The following is a 22202-nucleotide window of genomic DNA, read 5'->3' on the forward strand; positions in this document are numbered from 1 at the left end:
GACAGCGAGTAACAGAAGTATAGTTCCCGGAACTATGCTTCTGTGAAGGGCGCCGGACCGGTGGAAGAGCGGATCACCAGGTCGGTGCCGAGTTCCACGTGGCGGGCGTCCAGGTCGTGGCCCTTCAGCATGCGGGTCAGCATGGTCACCGCCATGCGGCCCATCTCGGCCAGGGGCTGGTGGACCGTGGTGAGCATCGGGTCGGTGGCCTGGCCGATGTCTGCGTCGTCGAAACCGGCTATCGACAGGTCTCGTGGCACCCGCAGGCCCCGCTCGCGCGCGGCCCGCAGCGCGCCGACCGCCGTCTTGTCGTTGAAGCAGGCCAGCGCGGTCGGGCGGTCCGGCAGGCCGAGCAGTTCGGCGGCGGCGCGGTAGCCGTTGGCCATGCTGGGCTCGCTGACGAACCGGATGCGCTCGGGGGACGGCAGCACCCCGGCGTCGGCGAGCGCCGCCACGTAGCCGGCCATCCGGGAGGTGGTGACCAGCCACTCCTGCGGGCCGGCGATGATGCCGACCTGCCGGTGGCCGAGCTCGACGAGGTGGGCCATCACCAGCCGGGCGCCGGTGACGTGCGCGCTCGACACGGCCACGATGTCGCGGGGCGGGCTGGTGCGTGGGTCCAGCACGACGAACGGGAAACCCTGGTCACGCAGCCGGGCCAGCTCGTCGGGTGACTCCGGCGGCAGGATGAGGACGCCACCGGCGAGCCCGGCCGTCCTCGGCAGGGCGGTGAGCATGCCGGGCCGGCGGGCTGCGGTGCCCGCGTTGACGACGGCGGTCATGCCGTGCAGCTCGATGGTCTCCACGATCGACGAGACCATCGGGCCGAAGTAGTCGTCCAGAAGGTACGGGCAGCGCACGAACACCGCTCCGGCCGGAGCGCGGGTGGCCGGTCCGTCGTGGCCGAGTCGCCGGGCGGCGTGCAGGACCAGCTCACGGGTGCGTGGCGACACGTTGTCCTGACCGTTGAGGACCCGGGACACCGTGGCGATGGACAGGCTGGTCTCGGCGGCGATCTGCCGTACCGTCGCGCGCTTTTTCAACGAGGACCCCATCCGGTGTTCCATATCTGGATGTAACAATGTAACAGATCCGGAACCGGTTTCGACCAGCGTTTATGTCGATGGTGAGACGGGCGTGCATTGACATGTATAAGCCGCGAGTGTTCCATCTGCGTTACGTCGGCTGGGCAGGAGGTCCGCGGCGTTCCGTTGTCCACACAGGGAGTCCCCCATGCCGTTGACAGGCATCCCGTCAATCCGGCGACGGCTACTCACCGTCGCCACCTCCGCCGCCGTGATCACCGGCGTCGGCTTCCTCGGCATCACCAGCGCCTCCGCCGCCAGCGCCGGCTCACTCGTCGGCGCCGGCAGCGGCAAGTGCCTCGACGTCGCGAACAACTCCACCGCCGACGGCGCCGCCATCCACATCTGGACCTGCTACAGCACCGTCGCCAGCCAGCAGTGGACGCTCGCCGACAACGGCCAGGTGCAGACGCAGGGCAAGTGCCTCGACGTCGCCGACAACGGCACCGCCGACGGCTCGCTGACCCACCTGTGGACCTGCATCGACAGCGTCACCACCCAGAAGTGGTCGCTGAACGCGTCCGGCGGGCTCGTCAACCAGGCCAGCGGCAAGTGCCTCGACGTCAAGGACAACGGCACCGCCGACGGCTCCCGCCTGCAGATCTGGGCGTGCGCCGGCTCCGCCAACCAGCGCTGGACACTCTCCGGAGGCCCCGTCACGCCACCCACCACCCCGCCCGGCGAGACCCCCGTCACCAACCCCGACCTGGGCCCCAACGTGTCGGTGTTCGACCCGTCGATGTCGGCCTCGACCATTCAGAACCGGCTGAACACGGTCTTCAACCAGCAGGTCACCAACCAGTTCGGCACCCAGCGGTACGCGCTGCTGTTCAAGCCCGGCACCTACAACGTCGACGCGAACGTCGGCTTCTTCACCCAGGTCGCCGGCCTCGGCCTGGTCCCCGGGCAGACCACGATCAACGGCCGCGTGCACGTCGAGGCGGACTGGTGGCCGGACGGCTCGCAGAACGCCACCCAGAACTTCTGGCGCTCCGCCGAGGGCCTGGCCGTCAACCCGACCGGTGGCCTCGACCGCTGGTCGGTGTCGCAGGCCGCCCCGTACCGCCGCATGCATGTCCGGGGGAATCTGGCGCTCTCCGACGGCGGCTGGTCGTCCGGCGGATGGATCTCCGACACCAAGATCGACGGGCAGATCGACTCCGGCACCCAGCAGCAGTGGATCACCCGCAACTCGCAGATCGGGTCGTGGACCGGCCGCAACTGGAACCAGGTCTTCGTCGGCGTCCAGGGCGCCCCGGCCACCAGCTTCCCCAATCCTCCCTACACCAACATCGGACAATCCCCGGTGGTACGGGAGAAGCCGTACCTGTACGTCGACGCCGCCGGCGGATACCGCGTCTTCGTCCCCGCCCTGCGCCGCAACACCAGCGGCACCACCTGGGCCGGCGGCAGCCCCGCCGGTGAGTCGATCTCGCTGAGCCGGTTCTACATCGTCCGTCCCGGCGACACCGCGGCGAACATCAACACCGCGCTCGCCAACGGATACCACCTGCTCGTGACACCCGGCACGTACAACATCAACCAGACCATCAACGTCACCCGCGCCGACACCGTCGTGCTCGGGCTGGGCCTGGCGACGTTCGTGCCGCAGAACGGCATCGTGCCGATGCGCGTCGCCGACGTCGACGGGGTGAAGGTCGCCGGCATCATGTTCGACGCCGGGACCACCAACTCGCCGGTGCTGATGGAGGTCGGCCCGAACGGCTCGTCCACCGACCACTCGGCCAACCCGACGTCGCTGCACGACGTGTTCTTCCGCATCGGCGGCTCGATCGCCGGCAAGGCCACCGTCAGCCTGCAGGTCAACAGCGACGACGTGATCGGCGACCACACCTGGATCTGGCGTGCCGACCACGGCAACAGCGGCACGGTGGGCTGGAACATCAACACCGCCGACACCGGCCTGATCGTCAACGGCGACGACATGACCTTCTACGGCCTGTTCGTCGAGCACTACCAGAAGTACCAGACCATCTGGAACGGCGAGAACGGGCGCACGTACTTCTACCAGAACGAGATGCCGTACGACCCGCCGAACCAGGCCGCCTACATGAACGGCTCGACCCGTGGCTACGCGGCCTACAAGGTCGCCGACGCGGTCAACAACCACCAGGCCTACGGGCTCGGCTCGTACGCCTACTTCAACGTCAACCCGGCGGTGGTCAACGAGCGGGCCTTCGAGGTCCCGGCCAAGGCGGGTGTCCGCTTCACCAGCATGGTCACCGTCTCCCTGGGCGGCACCGGCACCATCAACCGCATCATCAACAACACCGGGGCGACAGTGAACAGCGGCAGCCAGGTCGCGTACCTGGTCACCGGCCCCTGATCCACCGATCTCGCACGTGAAGGCCGGGCCCGCGGGCCCGGCCTTCGTTCGTGTACGTCAGCCACCCGTTGGAGGCGCACGGCGTATCCCCGGCCCGGCGGCGGCGGTTGTCCCCGTGCCGACCCGGCGTGCAGCGGATCGCGCCGGGCGCCGACTGGGGAGCTGAGCGGACGCGATGAGCAGGTTGACCTTCGAATCGGTGCCGGTGCGGGACGACCGTGAGCCGCTGGTGGATCTGGCCGGCTATCCCTTCGCGCTGGAGCCCGTCTACCACCGGGACGGCTTCGCGCCGACCGGGGACATGTTCCTGCGGCAGGGCGTCGCCGACCGGCTCGCCGAGCTGCAGCGACGCTGGCAGGGGCGATACACCTTCAAGATCTTCGACGCTTACCGCCCGCGGTCGGTCCAGCATGCGATCTATGCGGGGTACGAGGACAGCCTGCGCCGGGAGCACCCGGAGTGGGACGAGGACCGGCTGGGGGACGAGACGCAGCGTTTCGTGACCAGGGCGACCGACCCGTCCCGGATCCCGCCGCACGCCACCGGCGGCGCCGTCGACCTGACCCTGGTCGACGAGTCGGGACGGGAACTCGACATGGGCACCGGGTTCGACCATTTCGGGCCGGAGGCCGCGCCGGGCCACTTCGAGGCCGCGGGTCGTGACCCGGTGGTCCGCGAGCACCGGCGTCTGCTGCTGCACACCCTGCTCGACGCGGGCTTCACCGTCGACGACGCCGAGTGGTGGCATTTCGACCTGGGCAACCAGTCGTGGGCGATGCGGTCGGGCGGGAGCGCGGCCCGCTACGGCGAGGTCACCGAGGTGCGCCCGCCACGCCGGCGCGGCGCCGTCGGCAGCGCCCGGACGGCGTGAGCCCGGGACCGCTCACCGGGCCGGCTGGTCGGGTCGCGCGGGTAGCCGTACGGTGAAGGTGCTGCCCTCACCGAGAGTGCTGACCACGGTGATGTCGCCGCCGTGGGCCTGGGCCAGCTTCCTGGCGATCGAGAGGCCGAGCCCGCTGCCGCCGGTGGCCCGCGCGCGGGCCCGGTCGGCGCGCCAGAACCGGTCGAAGACGTGCGGCAGGTCCGCCGCCGCGATGCCCTCGCCGGTGTCCGCGACGTCGACCACCAGCAGCCCGTCCGTGACATCGGCGCGGACCTCGACGCGGCCGTCCGCCGGGGTGTGCCGCCAGGCGTTGGTCAGCAGGTTGCCGACGATCTGCCGGAACCGGATCGGGTCGACGACCGCCCACGGATCGCCGCCGACGGTCAGCGTGGTGCCCCGGTGCGCCTCACACGCCTGCGCCAGCAGGTCACCGACCGCATGGTCACCGAGGGTGAGCGCCAGCGTGCCGGCGTCGGCGTCGGCCAGGTCGGCCAGGTCGTCGACGATGTGCTGCAGCAGCGCGGTCTCCTCCAGCAGCAGCCGGACCATGTCCTGGTCGAGGTCGGCGAGACCGTCCTGACCGGCGGTGAGCCAGTTGCGGATGTTGGTCAGCGGGCTGCGCAGCTCGTGGGCGATGTCGTCGACCATGGTGCGGCGCTGCTGCTCGCTGTGCTCGCTGCGGTCGGCCAGCGCGTTGAAGGCGGCGGCGAGCCGGCCGATCTCGTCGTTGCGGGTGATCCGCACCGGCGCGGGCCGGTTCGCGGCGCCGTCCACCGCGGCGGTCAGCTTGCGCAACGGCCGGACCAGCCGCAGACCGACCACGAGCGTGGTGGCGACCGCGACGGCCAGCACCAGCGCGGTGACCACGGCGATCCGGCGGGTGCTGTCCGGCGACAGGTCGAACACCGGCACCGGCTGCCGGGGCGGGCTGGTCAGGTAGAGGCGGGCCGGTCCGGCGACGTACGGCCGGAGCTGCTCGCGGCGTCCCCGATCGATGCAGTCCTGGATGGCCTGGCTGTTGCCGACGTTGGTCGGGTCACGGTGGATCGGGACGAAGTCGGTGGTGTAGAAGGAGATCTCGCTCAGCAACCGCCCCTTCAGGCAGATGGTCACCCGATCCTGCAGCTTGTCCAGCGCGGCTCGCTCGCCCGTGGTCGGCGCGTCCTCGCGGAACGAGCAGTCGTGCCGCTGGAGGCGGTTGTCGGCGGCCAGTTTCACCACCAGCCGGCCGGCCGGTGTCTCCTCGGCCGTCGCCTTGAAGCCCTGATCGTGCAGGCAGCGCAGCCGCTTCTCGGCGAGCGCGTGCTGCCGGGCCTGGTCACGGCCGGTGAGGCGGTACGGTCCGACCACCCGCGGGTCGATCGTCGCGCCCAGCGGATCAATGACCGCGTCGGCCCGAGCCGGGACCGGGGCGCCCGGATTACTGGCTGCGATCACCGTGCCGCCGGTGGTGGTGACGGTGATCTGCCGGCCGCTCTCCGCCGCCAGCCGCCGCACCAGCGGCGCCACGTCCGTCCAGTCGCGGTGCTCGGCCGCGTAGCCGAGCAGCGTGTCGTGGATCAGGGAGTCACCGGCCAGCGACTGGCTCTGCTCCTGCTGCACGGCGCGGGTCGCGGTCTTCGCCGCGAGCCAGGCGGCCGCGCCGACCGACAACACCACGATCAACACCGAGGTGCCGAGCAGCCGTACGACGAGACTGCGTGTCATCCCGCCGCCCCGCCGGTCAGCTTGTAGCCCACCCCGTGGACCGTCAGCAGGTGCTCCGGGCGGCGCGGGTCCCGTTCCAGCTTGCGGCGCAGGTTCACCACGTGCATGTCGATGCCCCGGTCGGTGGCGTTGCGGTCCAGCCCACTGATCCGTTCCGCGAGCTGGCGGCGGCTGAACACCCGGCCCGGCTCGGCGGCCAGTGCCGCGAGCACCGCGAACTCGCCCCGGGTGCACGGCACTTCGGCGCCGTCGACCCGTACCGTATGGCCGGCCGTGTCCACGACGATCCGCCCGACCCGCAGCCCGTCGTCGGCCGGCGGCCGGGCCGTCGCCCGGCGCAGCAGCGACCGCACCCGGGCGACCAGCTCCCGCGGGTCGTAGGGCTTGGTCAGATAGTCGTCGGCGCCGATCTCCAGACCCAGCACCCGGTCGTCGGCGCTGGACCGCGCGGTCAGCATCAGGATCGGCAGATCGTGGTCGACCCGCAGCACCCGGCACACGTCCCGGCCGTCGATCTCCGGCATCAGCACGTCCAGGACCAGCAGATCCGGAACCCGCTGCCGGATCGCGGCGATCGCGGCGCGGCCGTCACCGACCACCACCGGATCCCAGCCGGCCGCCTGCAGGTAGCGGCGGACGATCTCGGCCTGCCGAGGATCGTCCTCGGCGATCAGGATTCGCTCGGGCACCGCCCGACTCTAGGTCGCCCGTTCCACGCGGCCGGGAAATCTGACAATCCCTCGACAACTCCCTGACGGCACGGCGACGAACCCCCGGCACCGTGGGTCGGCATGTGGCACCTGAGACGACGGAACACCCGATGAGGCGGCGGCGCGTGCTGGCGCTGCTGGCCGGCATGACGGCGGCCGGGGCAGGCGGCGGGTTCGCGGCGACCCGCTGGGCCGCCGCCGACGGCACACCGGCGAGCACCCCGAGCACCGCGGCGGTGGCGACGGTCGCCGTCGAACGCACCGACCTGTCGACCGCCCGGACCATGCCCGGCACCCTCGGATACGGCACGCCCCGCACGATCCGCGGGCAGAGCGGCACCGTCACCTGGCTGCCGGCGGCGGGCACGACGGTCACCGCCGGGCAGCCGCTCTACCGCAACGACGACCAGCCGGTCACCCTGCTCTACGGGACGACACCGATGTTCCGCCCGATCGACGGCGCCGGGCTGACCGGCCGTGACGTGCGGGTCATCGTCGACAACCTGCGGGCGCTCGGCTTCCGTACCGGCGACCAGCCGCGCGGCATCCGCCCCGGCGACGCCCGGGTGACCCCCGGCCTGATCGCGGCCATCAAGAAATGGCAGGAGCACCTCGGGGTGTCCGCGACCGGCACGATCAGCCCCGCGCACGTGGCCGTGCTGCCCGGTCCGGTCCGGATCGCCGAGATCACCGCCGAGCTGGGCGCCCCCGCCACCGACGGTGTCCTGACCGTGACCGGCCGCAAGAAGGTGGTGACCGTGCCGGTCGGCGCCGCCGACGTCGGCGCGGTCAAGAAGGGCGACAAGGTGCGGGTCGAGCTGCCCGGCGGCGCCACCACCGACGGCACCGTCGCCTCGGTGGCCCGCGACGCTCGGCCCGGAGACGGCTCGGAGAGCGCCCAGCCGCTGGTCGACATCACCGTGACGGTGAAGAACACCGCGGCGGTCAAGGCCCTGGACACCACCCCGGTCCAGGTCTCGTTCACCGGCGAGACCCGCGAGGACGTACTGGTCGTGCCGGTCGCGGCGCTGCTCGCGCTGCGCGAGGGCGGGCACGCCGTCCAGATCTCCGGCGGACCGCTGGTCGCCGTCGAGACCGGCATGTTCGCCATGGGCATGGTCGAGATCACCGGCGACGGCCTGGCCGAGGGCACCCGGGTGGTGACCGTCTCGTGAACCCGACCGTCCTGGCCGTCCACGACGTCGGCATGGTCTACGGCACCGTCACCGCCCTCGACCGGGTCGACCTCACCGTCACCGCCGGGGAGTTGCTGGCCATCGTCGGCGCGTCCGGATCCGGCAAGTCCACCCTGCTCAACATCATGGGCACCCTCGACCGGCCGACCAGCGGCACCGTCACCGTCCGCGGCCACGACGTGCTGACGCTGTCCGACCGGCGGCTGTCCGCGCTGCGTGCCCGCCACCTCGGCTTCGTGTTCCAGCAGTTCCACCTCACCGACGGCGTCACCGCCACCGACAACGTCGCCACCGGCCTGCTCTACGCGGGCGTGCCCCGGCGCCGGCGCCGTGCCCTGGCCCGGGAGGCGCTCGACCGCGTCGGCCTCGGCCACCGCCTCGACCACCGGCCGCACCAGCTCTCCGGTGGCGAACGCCAGCGGGTGGCGATCGCCCGCGCTCTGGCCACCGGCCCCGACCTGCTGCTGGCCGACGAGCCGACCGGGGCGCTCGACACCGCCACCGGCCGGGCCGTGCTCGACCTGCTCGTCCAGCTCAACGCCGACGGCACCACGATCGCCGTGATCACCCACGACCGGGACATCGCCGCCGCCCTGCCCCGCCGTGTCGAACTCCGCGACGGCCGGATCGTCACCGACACGGGCTCGTCATGAAGGCCGCCCGTCTGTCACCGGCCGACATCGTCGCGCTCGGGCTCGTCGGACTCCGCGTCCGCCGGGCCCGGGCGGCGCTCTCCGCGCTCGGCATCGCCATCGGCATCGCCACGATGGTCGTGGTCATGGGCATCCCCGCCTCCAGCGAGCAGGCCCTGATGCGTGACCTGCAACGTCTCGGCACCGACCTGCTCCAGGCCAGCGCCCTGCCCGACCAGCAGCCACCGGCCGCCTTCGACGAGCGGGCCACCGCGATGACCCGGCGCATCGGCCCGGTCACCGGCGCCTCCGCCATGGCCAACACGCACAGCACCATCGCCCGCAACGAACGCGCCGACAACGCCGCCGCCACCACCGTCCTGGCCACCGAGCCGGGCATCCTCGACCTGCTCGACGGCACGGTCCGCGCCGGCCGCTGGTTCGACGCCACCACCGAGACGTTCCCGGCGGTGGTGCTGGGCGCCGAAGCCGCCGGCCGCCTCGGCATCGAGGACCCGGCCGGCGGCCCCCAGCTGTACATCGGCCGCCGCTGGTTCACCGTCACCGGCATCCTCGACCCGATCCCGCTCGCCCCCGAGATCGACCGTGCCGCGCTGATCGGCTGGCCGGCCGCGAAACAGCAGCTCGGCTTCGACGGCCGGCCCACCGTCATGTACGTGCGCAGCCACGACTCCGCCGTCGAGACCGTCCGCGAGGTGTTGCCCGCCACCGTCCTCCCGCAGGCGCCCGGCCTGGTCCGGGTCACCCGCCCCTCGGACGCGCTGGCCGCCAAACGCGCCTCCGAGACCACCTTCAGCGCCCTGTTCCTCGGCATGGCCGGCGTGGCGCTGCTGGTCGGCGGCATCGGCGTGGCCAACACCATGGTCATCTCGGTGTTGGAACGACGACGCGAGATCGGCCTGCGCCGGGCCCTCGGCGCCCACCGCGGCCAGATCCGCGCCCAGTTCCTCGCCGAGTCGGTCGCCCTGTCGCTGCTCGGCGGACTCACCGGCACCCTGCTCGGCGCCGCCGCCACCGTCGCCTACGCCCTGCACCAGCAGTGGCCGCCGACCGTACCCCTCACCGCTCTCGCCTCGGGCACCGGTGGCGCGCTGCTCGTCGGCGTCCTCGCCGGGGTCTACCCCTCGATGCGGGCCGCGCGTCTCACCCCCACCGAAGCCCTCGCCTCCACCTGACCCTCCCCCTGACGAAAGGCACCTCACCATGCGTACGACCCTCGCCGTCACCCTGACCACCCTGTTCCTGGCCGGTCTCGCCGCCGGATGTTCCGCCGAGAAGGAGAAGGAGGCCCCGCCGCAGGTCGCCTCGCTGCAGTCGCCCGACAGCGTCCCGTCGAAAGGGGCGGTGTCCGCGGCGGCGCCGGTCATCCGTCCCGACACCACGGCGGCGGAGGTGCAGCGGATGCAGCAGCCGTGGTTCCAATGCCTGAAGGAGCACGATGTGCCGACCCGCACCACCGAGGAGGGCCTGCTCGACCTGGACGCCAGCGCCTCGGTCAACGGCCGGATCCGCGCGTCCGAGCCGGACATGGTGAAGGCGTGCGGCAAGCTGGAGCCGGTGCTGGCGCCGGAGCTTGACGAGGACCGCAACCCGTACTGGGCCGACGACGACGACAACTATCACAAGTGCCTGGTCGAAGGCGGCGTCGACCTGGTCAAGAAGAACGGCGAATGGGTCCCCGGCCCGACCTGGGGCGAGTACAGCCCCAACGAGAGCCTCGAACTCCGCTGCCAGGCCAAGGCCTTCGACGGCCGCAAGGGCTGACGCAACGACGCGGAGAAGCCACTAACAAATGCCTAACACGCCTTGATCAGGCTGGTGACATGCGAAAGACGAGCATGACCACTATCGGTCTGGCGATGCTGGTGCTGTCCCTCGGCGCGTGCGGCGCCGAGCCGGACACGACGGAGCCGCAGGTGGCCGCGATCCCGGGCGCGGCCACCTCGGCGGCGCCCGGCGCGACCGGCGCGAACAACGCGGCCGTGCGTCAACTCCCGCTCGGCGCGACCATGGAGGAGATCGACCGGGCGTACGACGCCTACTACGCCTGCTGGACACGCAACGGAGTGCCGTCGAAGCCCATGCCGAACGGCAGCCCCGGCGGCCCCCTGCTCAGCTACAAGATGGACCCGAAGAAGTATCAGCCGGCCGTGGACGCCTGCGCCGACCAGGAGCCGCTGAACGCCCCGGAGCTGGACCCGCAGCAGAACGCCAACTTCGCCGACGACCTGCGCGAGGAGAAGGCGTGCATCGAGAGCCACGGCATCAAGATGGAGATCCGGGGTACGGGCGACGACGCCAGTCTGTGGGCGGTCGACACCAAGGCCAACATCGCGAAGGCGAACAGCGACGAGGGCATGGAGTTCCAGCGTCAGTGCGAGATCTCCGCGTTCACGCAGAAGTAGCCGGCCGTGGGGAAGAGGACTCTCACCGTCGTCGTCACCGCCGGGGTGATGGCACTGGGCGGGGCGGCGTACGCCGTACAGTCGCGGGCCGGGTCCGAACCGGACGCGGTCCGGCCGTCGCCGGCGACCGTGGCCACCGCCGACGTCGTGCGGACGGACCTGTCCGACTACTGGACCGAGACCGGCACGGTCGGTTACCGCAGGCAGCGCACGCTGCGCGGGATCACGCCCGGAGTGATCACCTGGCTGCCGAAACCGGGCCGGACCGTCGCCCGCGGCGACGTGCTCTACCGGGTCGGCGACCGGCCGGTGATGCTGTTCTACGGGTCGTCGCCGATGTTCCGCGACATCACCACGGTGGGCATGCTCGGCCGCGACGTCCGGGTGCTGGCCGACAACCTGCAGGCGCTCGGCTACCGGATCGGCAAGCAGCCCGCCGCCGGAACCACCGTCACCGTCCAGGGCGCGCCCGGCTCCGGCGACACACCCGCGCCCAGCGCCTCCGGGGCGCCCGCGCCGGCGGGGACGTCCTACCGGACCGTGGTCACCGCCCAGGACGCGGTCTTCACCGCCACCCTCAAGGACGCCGTGAAACGCTGGCAGACAGCCCAGGGCGTACGCCCGGCCGACGGCACGCTGACCCTCGGCGACGTCATGGTGCTCTCCGGCGCGGTACGGGTCGGCGCGGCCGCCGCCCAGCTCGGCGACGACGCGACCGGCAACCTGATGGCGGTCAGTGACCAGGCCAAAGTCGTGACCGCCGACATCGACGCGAGCCGGGCCGACGACCTCAAGGCCGGGCAGAAGGTGCGGATCGTGCTGCCGGACAGCACCACCACCGGCGGCGCCGTCACCTCGGTCAGCGGCAACGTGCAGACCACGGCCGGGGACGGCGCGGGGCCGGAGAGCCCCAAGGTGCGGGTCGTCATCACCGTCGACAACGCATCGGCGATCACGAACATCAGCTCGGCCGACGTCGAGGTACGGTTCGCCGGCACCACCCGGCGTGACGTGCTCGCCGTGCCGGTCGGGGCGCTGCTGGCGCTCAGCGGCGGCGGGTACGGCGTACAGATCTCCGGAGGGGCCCTGACCGCCGTGACGGTGGGCCTGTTCGCCGACGGGATGGTCGAGATCACCGGCGCCGGCATCGAGGCCGGCACGAAGGTGGTGACGACCTCGTGACCGCGGTGCTGGAGATCCGGAACGCGACCCGGCGATACGGCGAGGACGTGACGGCACTGCGGGACGTCTCGCTGCGGATCGACGAGGGAGAGTTCGTCGCGATCATCGGCCCGTCCGGGTCGGGCAAGTCCACTCTGCTCAACATCATGGGCACCCTCGACCGGCCGACCGAGGGGCAGGTGTGGATCGGCGGGCACGAGGCCACCACGATGTCCGACCGGCGGCTGTCCGCCCTGCGCGCGCGGTGGCTGGGATTCGTGTTCCAGCAGTTCCACCTGACCGACGGGCTGACCGCCGCCGACAACGTCGCGACCGGGCTGCTCTACGCCGGGGTGCACCGCCGGCATCGCCGGGAGCAGGCGCTGGCCGCGCTGGACCGGGTCGGCCTGGCCCACCGCGCGCGGCACCACCCGCATCAGCTGTCCGGCGGCGAACGCCAGCGGGTGGCGATCGCCCGGGCCCTGGTCACCCGGCCCGCGCTGGTGCTGGCCGACGAGCCGACCGGGGCGCTCGACACCGCCACCGGCCGGGCCGTGCTCGACCTGCTCGTCCAGCTCAACGCCGACGGCACCACGATCGCCGTGATCACCCACGACCGGGACATCGCCGCCGCCCTGCCCCGCCGCGTCGAACTCCGCGACGGCCGGATCATCGCCGACACGGGCTCGTCATGAAGGCCGCCCGTCTGTCACCGGCCGACATCGTCGCGCTCGGGCTCGTCGGACTCCGGGCACGCCGCGCCCGGGCCGCGCTGTCCGCGCTCGGCATCGCCATCGGCATCGCCACGCTGGTGCTGGTCACCGGCATCCCCGCGTCCAGTCAGCGGGCGCTCGACGAGAAACTGGCCGCCCTCGGCACCAACCGGCTGCAGGTGACCCCGGCGCCCAACCACGATCCACCGGTCAAGCTGCCCGTCGAGGCGGTCGACATGGTGTCGCGGATCGCGCCGGTGACGGTGGCCAGCGCGACGGCCGACTTCGGGCTGAACGTCACCCGCTCCGACCGGACCCCGGCGGGCGACTTCAACGCCATCGCGGTCGTCGCCACCAAGGCGAACCTGCTGACGGCGCTGGACGGCCGGGTCCGTACCGGCCGGTTCCTGGACGCGGCGATGGAACGCCTGCCGACAGTGGTGCTCGGCTCCACCGCCGCCCAGCGGCTCGGCTTCGACGGCGTCGACCTGTCCCGGCCGCTGCAGGTCCATCTGGGCCGGCACCGGTTCACCGTGATCGGGATCCTCGAACCGGTGCCGCTGTCACCCGAGATCGACCGCTCCGCGATGATCGGCTGGGAGGCGGCGACCCGATGGCTGCGCTTCGACGGGCGGCCCACCCGCATCTACGTGCAGACCACCGACACCCAGGTGGCGGCGGTCCGAGCGGTGCTGGCCGCCACCGCCAACCCGCAGCATCCGGGCGAGGTGCTGGTCAGCCGGCCCTCCGACGCGCTCGCCGCCAAGCAGGCCGTCCGGCAGACGTTCAGTTCGCTGCTGCTCGGGCTGGCCGGCGTCGCGTTGCTGGTCGGCGGGATCGGGGTGGCCAACACGATGTACATCTCGGTGCTGGAACGACGACGCGAGATCGGCCTGCGCCGGGCCCTGGGCGCCCATCGGGGCCAGATCCGGATCCAGTTCGTCACCGAGTCGATAGTGCTGTCGGCCCTCGGCGGGGGAGCGGGCGTCCTGGCCGGCGCGCTGGCCGTCGCCGGGTACGCCGCCCTGCAGCACTGGCCGGTGGTGCTCCCGGCGGCCGCGGTCACCCTCGGGCTCGGCGGCGCCCTGGTGATCGGCGTCCTGGCCGGCGCCTACCCGGCGGTACGGGCGGCCCGGCTCGATCCCACCGCGTCGCTGTCCAGCGTCTGAACCGTTCCGGAGAAGCCGATGCCACCACCTATGATCTCGGCCATGGACGCTTCCGCCATGGGCGTCTCCGCCGCGGGTGTCACCGCCGGCAGCGCTTCCGCTGCCGGTGGCTCCGCTGCCAGCAGCTCCTCCGCCGGCTCCGCTGCCAGCAGCTCCTCCGCCGGCTTCTCTGCCGGTGGCTCCTCTGCCGGTGCGAGGATCCTCGTCGCCGATGACGACGCGCGGCATGCCGAGGGGATCCGGCGCTACCTCGTCGCCGACGGGCACGACGCCGCCGTCGTCCACGACGGGCGGGCCGCCCTCGACGTCGCCCGCCGGGACCGGCCCGACCTGATCGTCCTGGACGTGATGATGCCCGGCCTGGACGGCCTGCACGTGTGCCGCACCCTGCGCGAGGAGTCGGACGTGCTGGTGCTGATGCTCACCGCCCGCAGCACCGAGAACGACATGCTGCTCGGCCTGGAACTGGGCGCCGACGACTACCTCACCAAACCGGTCAGCCCGCGCGAACTGGTGGCCCGCGTCCGTACCCTCCTGAGGCGCGCCTCCCGCGGAGACCCGGACGCCCCCGCCCGCCGCATCCGGCGCATCGGACGGGTCGGCATCGATCCGGCCGGCCATCGGGTGACCGTCGACGACCAGCCGGTCGACTGCACCCGCGGCGAGTTCGCGATCCTTGCCGCCCTGTCCGAGCAGCCCGGCCGGGTCCTCACCCGGGCGCAGCTGCTGCACCACACCCGGGGCATCGACCGCAGCTCCACCGAGCGCACCATCGACGTGTACGTGGTGAACCTGCGCCGCAAGATCGAGGCCGACCCGCGGCGGCCCCGGCTGCTGCTCACCGTGCACGGCGTGGGATACAAGATGGCGGCCGATCCCGGTGACCGCTGACCGTGTCCCGGTCCGGCACAGCCTGATCACCCGCCTGCTGATCACCTCGATGGTGATCGCGGTGGCGGCCATCGCGTCCACGGCGTGGCTGGCCGCGACCACCACCACCCGCGCGATCAGCCACGAGCAGGGTGGCGCGGCCGCCGATCAGCGAGCCGTCTACCAGGCGCTGCTCGGCTACGCGGCCACCCACCACGACTGGTCCGGCGCGGCCACCATGGTCCACTCCCGAGCCGAGGAGATCGGCCGCCGGATCACCCTGACCACCGACGACCGCCGGGTCATCCTCGACTCGCACACCGGCCCGGTGCCGGAGAACAGCCTCCCGGCGGCCGCCGTCGACCCGCTCGACGTCGACCTGGGCCTGACCGGCGGCGTCGAGCGCATCGACGAGCGGGCGGTCGGCCCCTACGTGGTGCCCGGCGAGGACCGGTACGTGATGAACGAGGAGGCCGAGAGCGCGCTCAGCTGCTTCCGCAAACTCGGCTACCGCGGGGTCGTCGACGTCGCGCCCACCGGCCGGCCCAGCATCCTGCTCACCAGCGCCGGCTCCCGATTCGGGACACCGGTGCCCGACCACTCCCTGGAGAGCTGCTCGACCGGCCTGGACAGCCTGGTCAGCGCCGGCGAGAAGAAGGCCCTGCAGGAGCTGGAGCAGATGACCGCCCGCTGCCTCGGCCTCGGCGACCGCGCCGACCGGCTGCGCATCACCCCGACCTTCCAGGCCTACCTCGGGACGAAACCGGTGGTCCGGACCAGGAACGACGACATCAGGTGGGCGATGCCGTCACAGCTGCGGCCGGCCGGTCCCGCCGACGTCGTGGAGCCGTGCGTCGCCTCGGCACGGCGCATGCAACTGCGGCCGTACGTGGCGCCGCGTGTCCTGCTGTTCGTCACCACGCCGGGCGACGACCGTACGACGCTGAGCCTGTCCGGCGCCGGGATCCGGCGGATCGCCGCGGTGGCCGCCGTCGTCCTGCTCGGCACCGTCGTGGTGACCGTGCTGGCCGGGTGGCGACTGGTCCGGCCGTTGCGCACGCTCACCGACGCGGCGGCGGCGCACGTGCCGGCCACGGTGTCCTCCCGCGATGAGATCGGCCGGCTGGCCCGCGCCCTGAACGACGCCACCCGCCGTCGCGAACAGGCCGACGAACAGCGCCGCACCATGGTCAACGACGTGGCGCACGAGCTGCGCACCCCGCTCGGCAACATCCGCACCTGGCTGGAGGCGGCCCAGGACGACCTCGCGCCCACCGACGCCCAGCTGCTCGCGCTGCTGCACGAGGAGGCGCTGCAGTTGCAGCACATCATCGACGACCTGGGCGACCTGGCCGCCGCCGACGCCGGCACGCTGCGCGTCGAGATGGAGCCGATCCCGCTGCGCGACGTGATCGTGCAGGTGGTCGACAGCCAGCAGGGCAGCGCCTACGCGGCCGGGGTGCGGCTGGAGGCGGACGTCACCGGCGATCCGGTGGTCACCGCCGACCAGGCCCGCCTGCGACAGGTGGTCGGCAACCTGGTCTCCAACGCGATCCGCTACACGGCGCCCGGCGGCTCGGTCACGGTCGGCGCGGCGGACACCACGATCTCGGTACGCGACACCGGCGCCGGCATCGCCCCGGACGATCTGCCGAAGATCTTCGACCGGTTCTGGCGTGCCGACGGCTCCCGCAGCCGGGCCACCGGCGGCAGCGGCCTCGGCCTGGCGATCGCCCGCCAGCTGACCGAGGCCCACGGCGGCACGATCGAGGTCGAGAGCGAGCCGGGCCGGGGCACCGTGTTCACCGTCCACCTGCCCGACCCGGCCGGGGCCTGACGTGGTTGGTGAGGGTCCACCCGACGGTGGACCTTCACCGGCAGGACGTCAGCCGAAGTCCTCGATCCGGGTGGTGACGCCCTTGAGCGGGTGCTCGCCGGTCAGCACCGGCTCGGCGCGGGTGTCGCCCTGCAACGCGTACGCATAGAAGGCCGTGAGGTAGTCGACCGCGAAACCCTGCTGCTGTGCCGCGGTCGGCCGGCCCTGTGCCGTGGGGCATTCGGTGTCGTCGCCGTCGCTCGGGCCGGGGCCGGTGGTCCACTCGGTGTTGAAGTAGTTGTGGTTGGCCTTGGCGATGTCGACCAGGAAACCGCGGGTGCCGTGGTGGTCCTTGGCCGCCTGGTAGAAGGCGTGGTCGCCGTCGCCCCAGCACTCGGCGGAGAGCACGGCCACCGGCGCCGTGGTGACGGTGATGTCGTTCATCCTGCTGTTGCGGGCGGCGACGGCGACGACACCCCGGATGCGTACGCCCGCGGGCAGTTCCCGGCGATGGGCGTCGGCCGCCTGGTAGTAGACGCCCTCACCGGCGACCGAGTGGCCGAGTGTCCCCACCCGTGTCAGGTCGAGGTGGCCGCGGAAGTCGACGGTGGACCGGCGTCCGGTGGCGGCGTCGGTGAACCGGCCGGCCAACGGTCCCCGCCCGGTGGTGGTCAGCTGCTGGAGCATCGTCAGGTGCCGGTTGAGCAGGTGGGCGCGTTCGGGGGCGGTGCCCATGTTCGCGTTGAGGCCGTTCGCGCTCACCGACACGACCACGAATCCCTTACGGACCAGCGCGTCGGCGAGGTAGTCGTAGCCGCGGTGACTGGGGTACGGCCGGACGCCGCGCGGGCACGGCCACTCCCAGTCGTCCTCGTCGGCGGAGTAGCAGCTCAGCTGCTGGCCGTGGAGCATGACGACGACGGGCAGCTTCCCGGCCATCCGGTCCGGGTAGTGCACGATCGCCTTCAGCTCCGAGGTGCCGCCCCAGTCCGGCGCGTCGGTGAAGGCGGCGATTCCCAGGTCGTACTCGACGGCGCGCACGGTGGTGGCAGCCGCTGTGGCCTCCGCCTCCGGCCCCCGTATCGCCATGACCGTGACCGCTGCCGCCGCGCTCAGCGCCAGCACCACCGCACCGGCGATCTTCCGTTTCCTCATGACGTCTCCCACGGATCATGGATCGATTCGCGGCAGACGGTAGAGCTCATTTGTCATGAAACTGTTTGCCCGGCCGGATCCGGGGAGGCGGGCAGCCGCAAGGTGAAGGTCGCGCCGTGTCCCGGCGTGCTGACCAGGGTGACGGTGCCGCCGTGTGCCTCCACCAGCTTGCGTACGATCGGCAGCCCGAGGCCGCTGCCCCCGGTCTGCCGGCTGCGTGACTTCTCCGCGCGCCAGAACCGCTCGAAGACCAGGGCCTGCTGGTCGACGGGGATGCCCGGGCCGGTGTCGGTCACGTCGATCACGAGCTGGTCGGCCTCCCGCCGGGCGTGCACGGTCACCGTGCCGCCCGCCGGGGTGTGCCGGACCGCGTTGCCGACCAGGTTGCCGACCGCCTGGCGCAGCCTGATCGGGTCGGCCGTGCACGAGCCCGCCCCGTCGGCCGAGACCAGCAGGGTCACCCGCCCGGGCGCCACCCCGGACACCGCCGCGTGCAGCAGCTCCCCGACGTCCACCGGCCGCAGGGTCAGGCGCAGCTCACCGGCGTCGGCGGCGGCCAGGTCCCGCAGGTCGTCGATCACGTGCTGCAGCAGCACCGCCTCCTCGAGCAGCGACGACACCAGCTCGGCGTCCAGCGGCACCACCCCCTCGTCGGCGGCCTCCAGCCAGCCGCGGATGTTCGTCAGCGGGGAGCGCATCTCGTGGGCGATGTCGTTGACCATGGCGCGCCGCAGCTCCTCGACGTGCCGGCGCTGCTCGGCCATGGCGTTGAAGGCGCTGCCCAGCCGCGCGATCTCGTCGTGCCCGCGCACCTCGACCCGGGTCGTCACCTCCCCGGCACGCATCCGGCCGGCCGCCGCGGTCAGCTCGTGCAACGGCCGGACCAGCCGCCGGCCGACCAGCACGGTCACCCCGATCGCCGCCAGCAGCACGAGCGCCGTGACGCCGGCGATGCGGGCCCGGCCGGCGGGGGAGAGGTCGAAGTGGCGGGTGTCCCGGGTGGCGTCCGCGTCGAGGAGGAACAGCCACGCGGCCGGCGCCACGTACCCGGTCAGCTGCTCGCGCTTCGCACCGGCCAGACAGGACTCGACGCTCCGGCCGTACTCGGCGGATCGGCTGTCCGACCGGGTGGTGACCCAGCCGCCGTCGAGGGTGATCGCGACGGCCGCCATGCCCTGCCGGGTCAGGCACGCGTTCGTGAGTGTCCGGAGCCGGTCCAGCGCCGCCTCCTCGGTGCCGGTCGGCTCGGCCAGCGCCCGCAGCTGCCCGGCGCAGACGCCGGGTTCGCCGTCGGAGGTCCGCACGTCGGGCCGCCCGCTCGGCCGGTACACGATCTCGGCTTGCGCCGCGGCGGGCACCGCACGGGTGGGGGCGGCGGGGGTCGCCGGGTGACCGCGCAGGCAGGAGAGGGCGTCGGCGGCGAGCGTGCCGAGCGCGGCCCGTTCGGTGTCCGGCAGCAGGAACGGCCCCACCGCACGCTGGTCGACACCGCCCGGCGACACGAGCGCGTCGACGGCGAGCGCGTCGAGCGGCGCCGACGCCTCGGCCGGCAACGGTCCGGCGTCCGTCGCCGCGGGGGAGGCGAGCAGCGTACGGCGGTCGCGATCGGTGATGACGATCCGGCGGCCGGTGTTCGCCGCCAGCGACTCGACGAGCGGCCCGGCTCCGGTCCAGTCGCGGTGCGTGGCGGCGTACCCGATCAAGGTGTCGTAGATCCTCGCGTCGTCGACCAGGACCCGGCCGGGCTGCTGCCGGATCGCGCTCGTGGTCGCGCGGACCGTCAGCCAGGCGGTCGCCGCCACGGACAGCATCGACACCACCGCGGAGACGGCGAGCAGCCGCAGGACCAGGCTGCTGCGGGGCCTAGCCATCGGCGAGCTTGTAGCCGACGCCCCACACGGTGAGCAGCCGTTTCGGCGCGGAGGGATCCGCTTCGATCTTCCGGCGCAGATTCAGGACGTGTACGTCCACGGTGCGCGCTGTCACGTCGGAGCCGAACCCGTGCAGCCGGCGCAGCAGCTGGTCGCGGGTGAACACCCGGCCCGGCTCGGCGGCCATCATCTCCAGCAGCAGGAACTCGCCCGGCGTACAGATGACCTCGACGCCGTCGGCCCACACCTCGTGCCGTGCCGGGTCGACCCGCAGCCGGCCCGCCCGCGGGTCCGGGACGCCCGTCCGCCGCAGCAGCGCGCGGACCCGGGCGGCGAGTTCCCGCGGGCGGTACGGCTTGGTCAGGTAGTCGTCGGCGCCCAGGTCCAGGCCGAGCAGCAGGTCCTCCTCGGCGCCGCGCGCGGTCAGCATCAGCACCGGCAGCCCGCTGTCGCGGCGCAGCACCCGGCACACCTCGAACCCGTCGATCCCCGGCATCATCACGTCGAGCACGAGCAGGTCGGGTGGCTGCCGCCGCACCAGGGCGAGGGCCGCCCGCCCGTCCGTCGCCACCGTCACCGTGTGCCCCTCGTGTTCGAGGTAGCGGCGCAGCAGCTCAGCCTGCTTCGGATCGTCTTCGGCGACGAGGACCTTGGCGTTCACGGCGGCGAGTGTAGGGCCGTCGTGCAGGGCGGGACCCGCTACGCGGGAAGAACCAGCGCCGAGTGCTCCGGGCGGGCGGCCTCGGCCGGCATCGCGGTCAGGCCGCGCAGCATGACGTTGCGTGCGGCCAGGGCCTCCGCGGTGGCCGGGAACAGGACCGAGCTGCCCTCGCCGGCCAGATTCTGGTTCAGCTCGACGAACGGCCGGGTGCTTCGTTCGTACTCCGCGAAGGCCGTTGCATGATCGGGCGCGGTGGCCAGCGCCCGGGCGAGCATGTAGGCGCCGGCCAGGCCCAGGCTCGTGCCCTGGCCGGTGAGGAACGACGGTGCGTAGGCGGCGTCGCCGACCAGCGCCACCCGGCCGGCCGACCAGCGCGGCAGCCGGATCTGGCTCACCACGTCGAAGAACAGGTCGTCGGCCGCCCGCATGACGGTGACCATGCGCGGGATCTGCCAGCCGGCTCCCTCGAAGACCGAGGCGACCAGGTCACGCTGCGCCGCCGGGTCGCGGAAGGCGTCGTACGGCGGGTCCGCCCGGTCGAACGTCAGGAATCCGTGGACCCGGTCACCGTCGCGGACGGCGTAGAGGGCGGCGCCCCGTCCCGGCTCGCACCAGGTGACACCCTCGTGGGAGAGTCCCAGGTCGTTGGGCATGGTGAAGCCGGCGAAGCAGTGCCCCAGGTACCGGTGATACTGCTCTTCCGGACCGAGGACCAGACCGCGGGTGTACGAGTGAAGCCCGTCAGCGCCGACGACCAGGTCGAAGGTGCGCTGCACGCCGCTGCGGAAGGTCACGTCGACCCCGTCGGGCCGGTCGTCGAGGGTGTCGATGCTGTCGCCGAAGAGGAACTCGACGTCGTCGCGGACCGTGCCGTACAGGATCCCGGTCAGATCGCCCCGCGGGATCTCCAGGTCGTGGCCCTCGACCCCGCGGACCACGGCGTCGGGTTTGATCGCGGTGATCAGGCTGCCGTCCGGGTTGAGGAAGGTGAGCCGTTCGGTGTTGATGTGCGCCTCCCGCAGCCGGGGGAGCAGGCCCATCCGCCGGACCACCTCGATCGCGGTGCCGCGGATGTCGATGGGGTATCCGCCGCCGCGTACGCCCGCCGCCTTCTCCACGACGGTTACCTCGAAACCGTGCCTGTGCAGCCAGTACGCCAGCGCGGGCCCGGCGATGCTCGCCCCGGAGACCAGTACCCTGTGCATGAGGTTCCTCCCTAGATGTGCCGTGCTCGTGCCCTGACCAAAATATATACCTAACTTAGGTATCGAATTGAGTGTGATGACCGACACCTCGAATGACGGCGAACTCGACCTGCTCGCCGTCCTGCCCCGGCTCTCCCAGCTCGGCACCGTCCTGAACCGCAGCCGGCTGATCGACCGGGCCACCGAGAGCGCCGGGCTCGGCCTGGACCGTCCTGGGCTTGGGGTGCTGGTCACGTTGCAGACCGGCGGGGGCCCGCTGCGGGTGGGGGAGATCGCCCGGCGCATGCAGGTCGTCGGCCCCCACGTGACCCGCCACGTTAACGAGCTGGAACGGCGCGGCCTGGTCCAGCGCGTCGCCGACCCGGACGATCGCCGCGCCCGCCTGGTCGAGCTGACCCCCGCCGGCAGCGAAGCGGTCGGCCGCTACATGCAGACGGTCCTCAGCACCCTCGGCGAGGCCCTCGCCGGCTGGTCCCCCGAGGACCGCCGCACGTTCGGCCGCCTGCTCGACCGCTTCGCCACCGACCTGACCACCCGCCTCAGCACCCTCGACGACTGACCCCCGCGCCCTCCGGTGTGGCGACCGGGCCCCGTG

Annotated in this window: 20 protein-coding genes; 13 read left to right on the top strand and 7 right to left on the bottom strand. The window is 72.4% G+C overall.

The genetic code is table 11. The features are described 5' to 3' along the window. Positions 1–32: 32 nt before the first annotated feature. Positions 33–1043 carry a LacI family DNA-binding transcriptional regulator gene (locus BM290_RS22530; protein ID WP_239143166.1) on the bottom strand — a complete coding sequence of 337 codons (1011 nt, stop codon included), beginning with the start codon at positions 1041–1043 and terminating at the stop codon, positions 33–35. Between the two features lie 190 nt (positions 1044–1233). Between BM290_RS22530 and BM290_RS22535 the strand changes: the two genes are divergently transcribed. Beyond that, positions 1234–3432 (top strand): ricin-type beta-trefoil lectin domain protein, encoded by a 2199-nt coding sequence (locus tag BM290_RS22535; RefSeq protein WP_093617155.1) that lies wholly within the window; start codon positions 1234–1236, stop codon positions 3430–3432. Between the two features lie 175 nt (positions 3433–3607). Next, the gene (locus BM290_RS22540; RefSeq protein ID WP_093617157.1) at positions 3608–4303 is read left to right on the top strand and encodes a M15 family metallopeptidase; all 696 of its coding nucleotides are present in this window, start codon (positions 3608–3610) and stop codon (positions 4301–4303) included. 12 nt (positions 4304–4315) lie between these two features. On the opposite strand, the gene BM290_RS22545 is transcribed toward BM290_RS22540, so the two are convergent. Both BM290_RS22545 and BM290_RS22550 read right to left on the bottom strand, forming a co-directional pair. After that, positions 4316–6022 carry a sensor histidine kinase gene (locus tag BM290_RS22545; protein ID WP_093617159.1) on the bottom strand — a complete coding sequence of 569 codons (1707 nt, stop codon included), beginning with the start codon at positions 6020–6022 and terminating at the stop codon, positions 4316–4318. After that, positions 6019–6711 (bottom strand): response regulator transcription factor, encoded by a 693-nt coding sequence (locus BM290_RS22550; RefSeq protein WP_177319848.1) that lies wholly within the window; start codon positions 6709–6711, stop codon positions 6019–6021. Before BM290_RS22550 ends, BM290_RS22545 begins: the two co-directional genes overlap by 4 nt. Before the next feature lie 131 nt (positions 6712–6842). Between BM290_RS22550 and BM290_RS22555 the strand changes: the two genes are divergently transcribed. From BM290_RS22555 to BM290_RS22600, 10 genes are all read left to right on the top strand, one after another. Further along, positions 6843–7907 carry a hypothetical protein gene (locus tag BM290_RS22555; protein WP_143133882.1) on the top strand — a complete coding sequence of 355 codons (1065 nt, stop codon included), beginning with the start codon at positions 6843–6845 and terminating at the stop codon, positions 7905–7907. Positions 7908–7939: 32 nt separating this feature from the next. Next, positions 7940–8581, top strand: coding sequence for an ABC transporter ATP-binding protein (locus tag BM290_RS22560; RefSeq protein WP_093617509.1), 642 nt, complete (start codon positions 7940–7942; stop codon positions 8579–8581). Continuing rightward, entirely contained in the window at positions 8578–9756 is a 1179-nt protein-coding gene (locus BM290_RS22565) for an ABC transporter permease (protein WP_093617163.1), read from the top strand. The genes BM290_RS22560 and BM290_RS22565 overlap by 4 nt, the downstream gene beginning before the upstream one ends. A 28-nt stretch (positions 9757–9784) precedes the next feature. Next, positions 9785–10345, top strand: coding sequence for a hypothetical protein (locus BM290_RS22570; RefSeq protein WP_093617165.1), 561 nt, complete (start codon positions 9785–9787; stop codon positions 10343–10345). A gap of 59 nt (positions 10346–10404) precedes the next feature. Then, positions 10405–10986 (top strand): hypothetical protein, encoded by a 582-nt coding sequence (locus BM290_RS22575; RefSeq protein ID WP_093617167.1) that lies wholly within the window; start codon positions 10405–10407, stop codon positions 10984–10986. A 6-nt stretch (positions 10987–10992) separates the two neighbouring features. Then, complete coding sequence (locus tag BM290_RS22580; RefSeq protein ID WP_239143168.1) at positions 10993–12168, top strand: efflux RND transporter periplasmic adaptor subunit; 1176 nt, start codon at positions 10993–10995, stop codon at positions 12166–12168. After that, a complete protein-coding gene (locus BM290_RS22585) occupies positions 12165–12842 on the top strand; it encodes an ABC transporter ATP-binding protein (RefSeq protein ID WP_093617169.1) in 678 nt (225 codons plus the stop codon). The genes BM290_RS22580 and BM290_RS22585 overlap by 4 nt, the downstream gene beginning before the upstream one ends. Beyond that, the gene (locus tag BM290_RS22590) at positions 12839–14029 is read left to right on the top strand and encodes an ABC transporter permease (protein ID WP_093617171.1); all 1191 of its coding nucleotides are present in this window, start codon (positions 12839–12841) and stop codon (positions 14027–14029) included. The genes BM290_RS22585 and BM290_RS22590 overlap by 4 nt, the downstream gene beginning before the upstream one ends. A 198-nt stretch (positions 14030–14227) precedes the next feature. Continuing rightward, complete coding sequence (locus tag BM290_RS22595; RefSeq protein WP_177319862.1) at positions 14228–14920, top strand: response regulator transcription factor; 693 nt, start codon at positions 14228–14230, stop codon at positions 14918–14920. After that, positions 14910–16736 carry a sensor histidine kinase gene (locus BM290_RS22600; RefSeq protein WP_239143169.1) on the top strand — a complete coding sequence of 609 codons (1827 nt, stop codon included), beginning with the start codon at positions 14910–14912 and terminating at the stop codon, positions 16734–16736. The genes BM290_RS22595 and BM290_RS22600 overlap by 11 nt, the downstream gene beginning before the upstream one ends. Before the next feature lie 48 nt (positions 16737–16784). Here the strand turns inward: BM290_RS22600 and BM290_RS22605 are convergent, their stop codons facing one another. From BM290_RS22605 to BM290_RS22620, 4 genes are read right to left on the bottom strand one after another with little or no spacing between them, the layout of a single operon-like run. Then, positions 16785–17870 carry an alpha/beta hydrolase gene (locus BM290_RS22605; RefSeq protein ID WP_093617175.1) on the bottom strand — a complete coding sequence of 362 codons (1086 nt, stop codon included), beginning with the start codon at positions 17868–17870 and terminating at the stop codon, positions 16785–16787. 53 nt (positions 17871–17923) lie between these two features. Further along, entirely contained in the window at positions 17924–19741 is a 1818-nt protein-coding gene (locus BM290_RS22610) for a sensor histidine kinase (protein WP_093617177.1), read from the bottom strand. Further along, complete coding sequence (locus BM290_RS22615; protein ID WP_093617179.1) at positions 19734–20402, bottom strand: response regulator transcription factor; 669 nt, start codon at positions 20400–20402, stop codon at positions 19734–19736. The genes BM290_RS22610 and BM290_RS22615 overlap by 8 nt, the downstream gene beginning before the upstream one ends. 38 nt (positions 20403–20440) lie before the next feature. Then, positions 20441–21607 (bottom strand): FAD-dependent monooxygenase, encoded by a 1167-nt coding sequence (locus BM290_RS22620; protein ID WP_093617181.1) that lies wholly within the window; start codon positions 21605–21607, stop codon positions 20441–20443. Between the two features lie 76 nt (positions 21608–21683). On the opposite strand from BM290_RS22620, the gene BM290_RS22625 reads away from it, so the two are divergent. Continuing rightward, positions 21684–22166: a MarR family winged helix-turn-helix transcriptional regulator gene (locus BM290_RS22625; RefSeq protein WP_093617183.1), complete on the top strand. Its 483-nt coding sequence runs from the start codon at positions 21684–21686 to the stop codon at positions 22164–22166. Positions 22167–22202: the final 36 nt, after the last annotated feature.

Source organism: Actinoplanes philippinensis, assembly GCF_900113015.1.
Classification (GTDB): Bacteria; Actinomycetota; Actinomycetes; order Mycobacteriales; family Micromonosporaceae; genus Actinoplanes; species Actinoplanes philippinensis.

Coding starts and splice junctions, on each gene's coding strand:
- BM290_RS22610 (WP_093617177.1), bottom strand. CDS start 19,741: ATGGCTAGGCCCCGCAGCAGCCTGGTCCTGCGGCTGCTCGCCGTCTCC.
- BM290_RS22605 (WP_093617175.1), bottom strand. CDS start 17,870: ATGAGGAAACGGAAGATCGCCGGTGCGGTGGTGCTGGCGCTGAGCGCG.
- BM290_RS22575 (WP_093617167.1), top strand. CDS start 10,405: ATGCGAAAGACGAGCATGACCACTATCGGTCTGGCGATGCTGGTGCTG.
- BM290_RS22540 (WP_093617157.1), top strand. CDS start 3,608: ATGAGCAGGTTGACCTTCGAATCGGTGCCGGTGCGGGACGACCGTGAG.
- BM290_RS22545 (WP_093617159.1), bottom strand. CDS start 6,022: ATGACACGCAGTCTCGTCGTACGGCTGCTCGGCACCTCGGTGTTGATC.
- BM290_RS22555 (WP_143133882.1), top strand. CDS start 6,843: ATGAGGCGGCGGCGCGTGCTGGCGCTGCTGGCCGGCATGACGGCGGCC.
- BM290_RS22620 (WP_093617181.1), bottom strand. CDS start 21,607: ATGCACAGGGTACTGGTCTCCGGGGCGAGCATCGCCGGGCCCGCGCTG.
- BM290_RS22560 (WP_093617509.1), top strand. CDS start 7,940: ATGGTCTACGGCACCGTCACCGCCCTCGACCGGGTCGACCTCACCGTC.
- BM290_RS22590 (WP_093617171.1), top strand. CDS start 12,839: ATGAAGGCCGCCCGTCTGTCACCGGCCGACATCGTCGCGCTCGGGCTC.
- BM290_RS22565 (WP_093617163.1), top strand. CDS start 8,578: ATGAAGGCCGCCCGTCTGTCACCGGCCGACATCGTCGCGCTCGGGCTC.
- BM290_RS22535 (WP_093617155.1), top strand. CDS start 1,234: ATGCCGTTGACAGGCATCCCGTCAATCCGGCGACGGCTACTCACCGTC.
- BM290_RS22570 (WP_093617165.1), top strand. CDS start 9,785: ATGCGTACGACCCTCGCCGTCACCCTGACCACCCTGTTCCTGGCCGGT.
- BM290_RS22625 (WP_093617183.1), top strand. CDS start 21,684: ATGACCGACACCTCGAATGACGGCGAACTCGACCTGCTCGCCGTCCTG.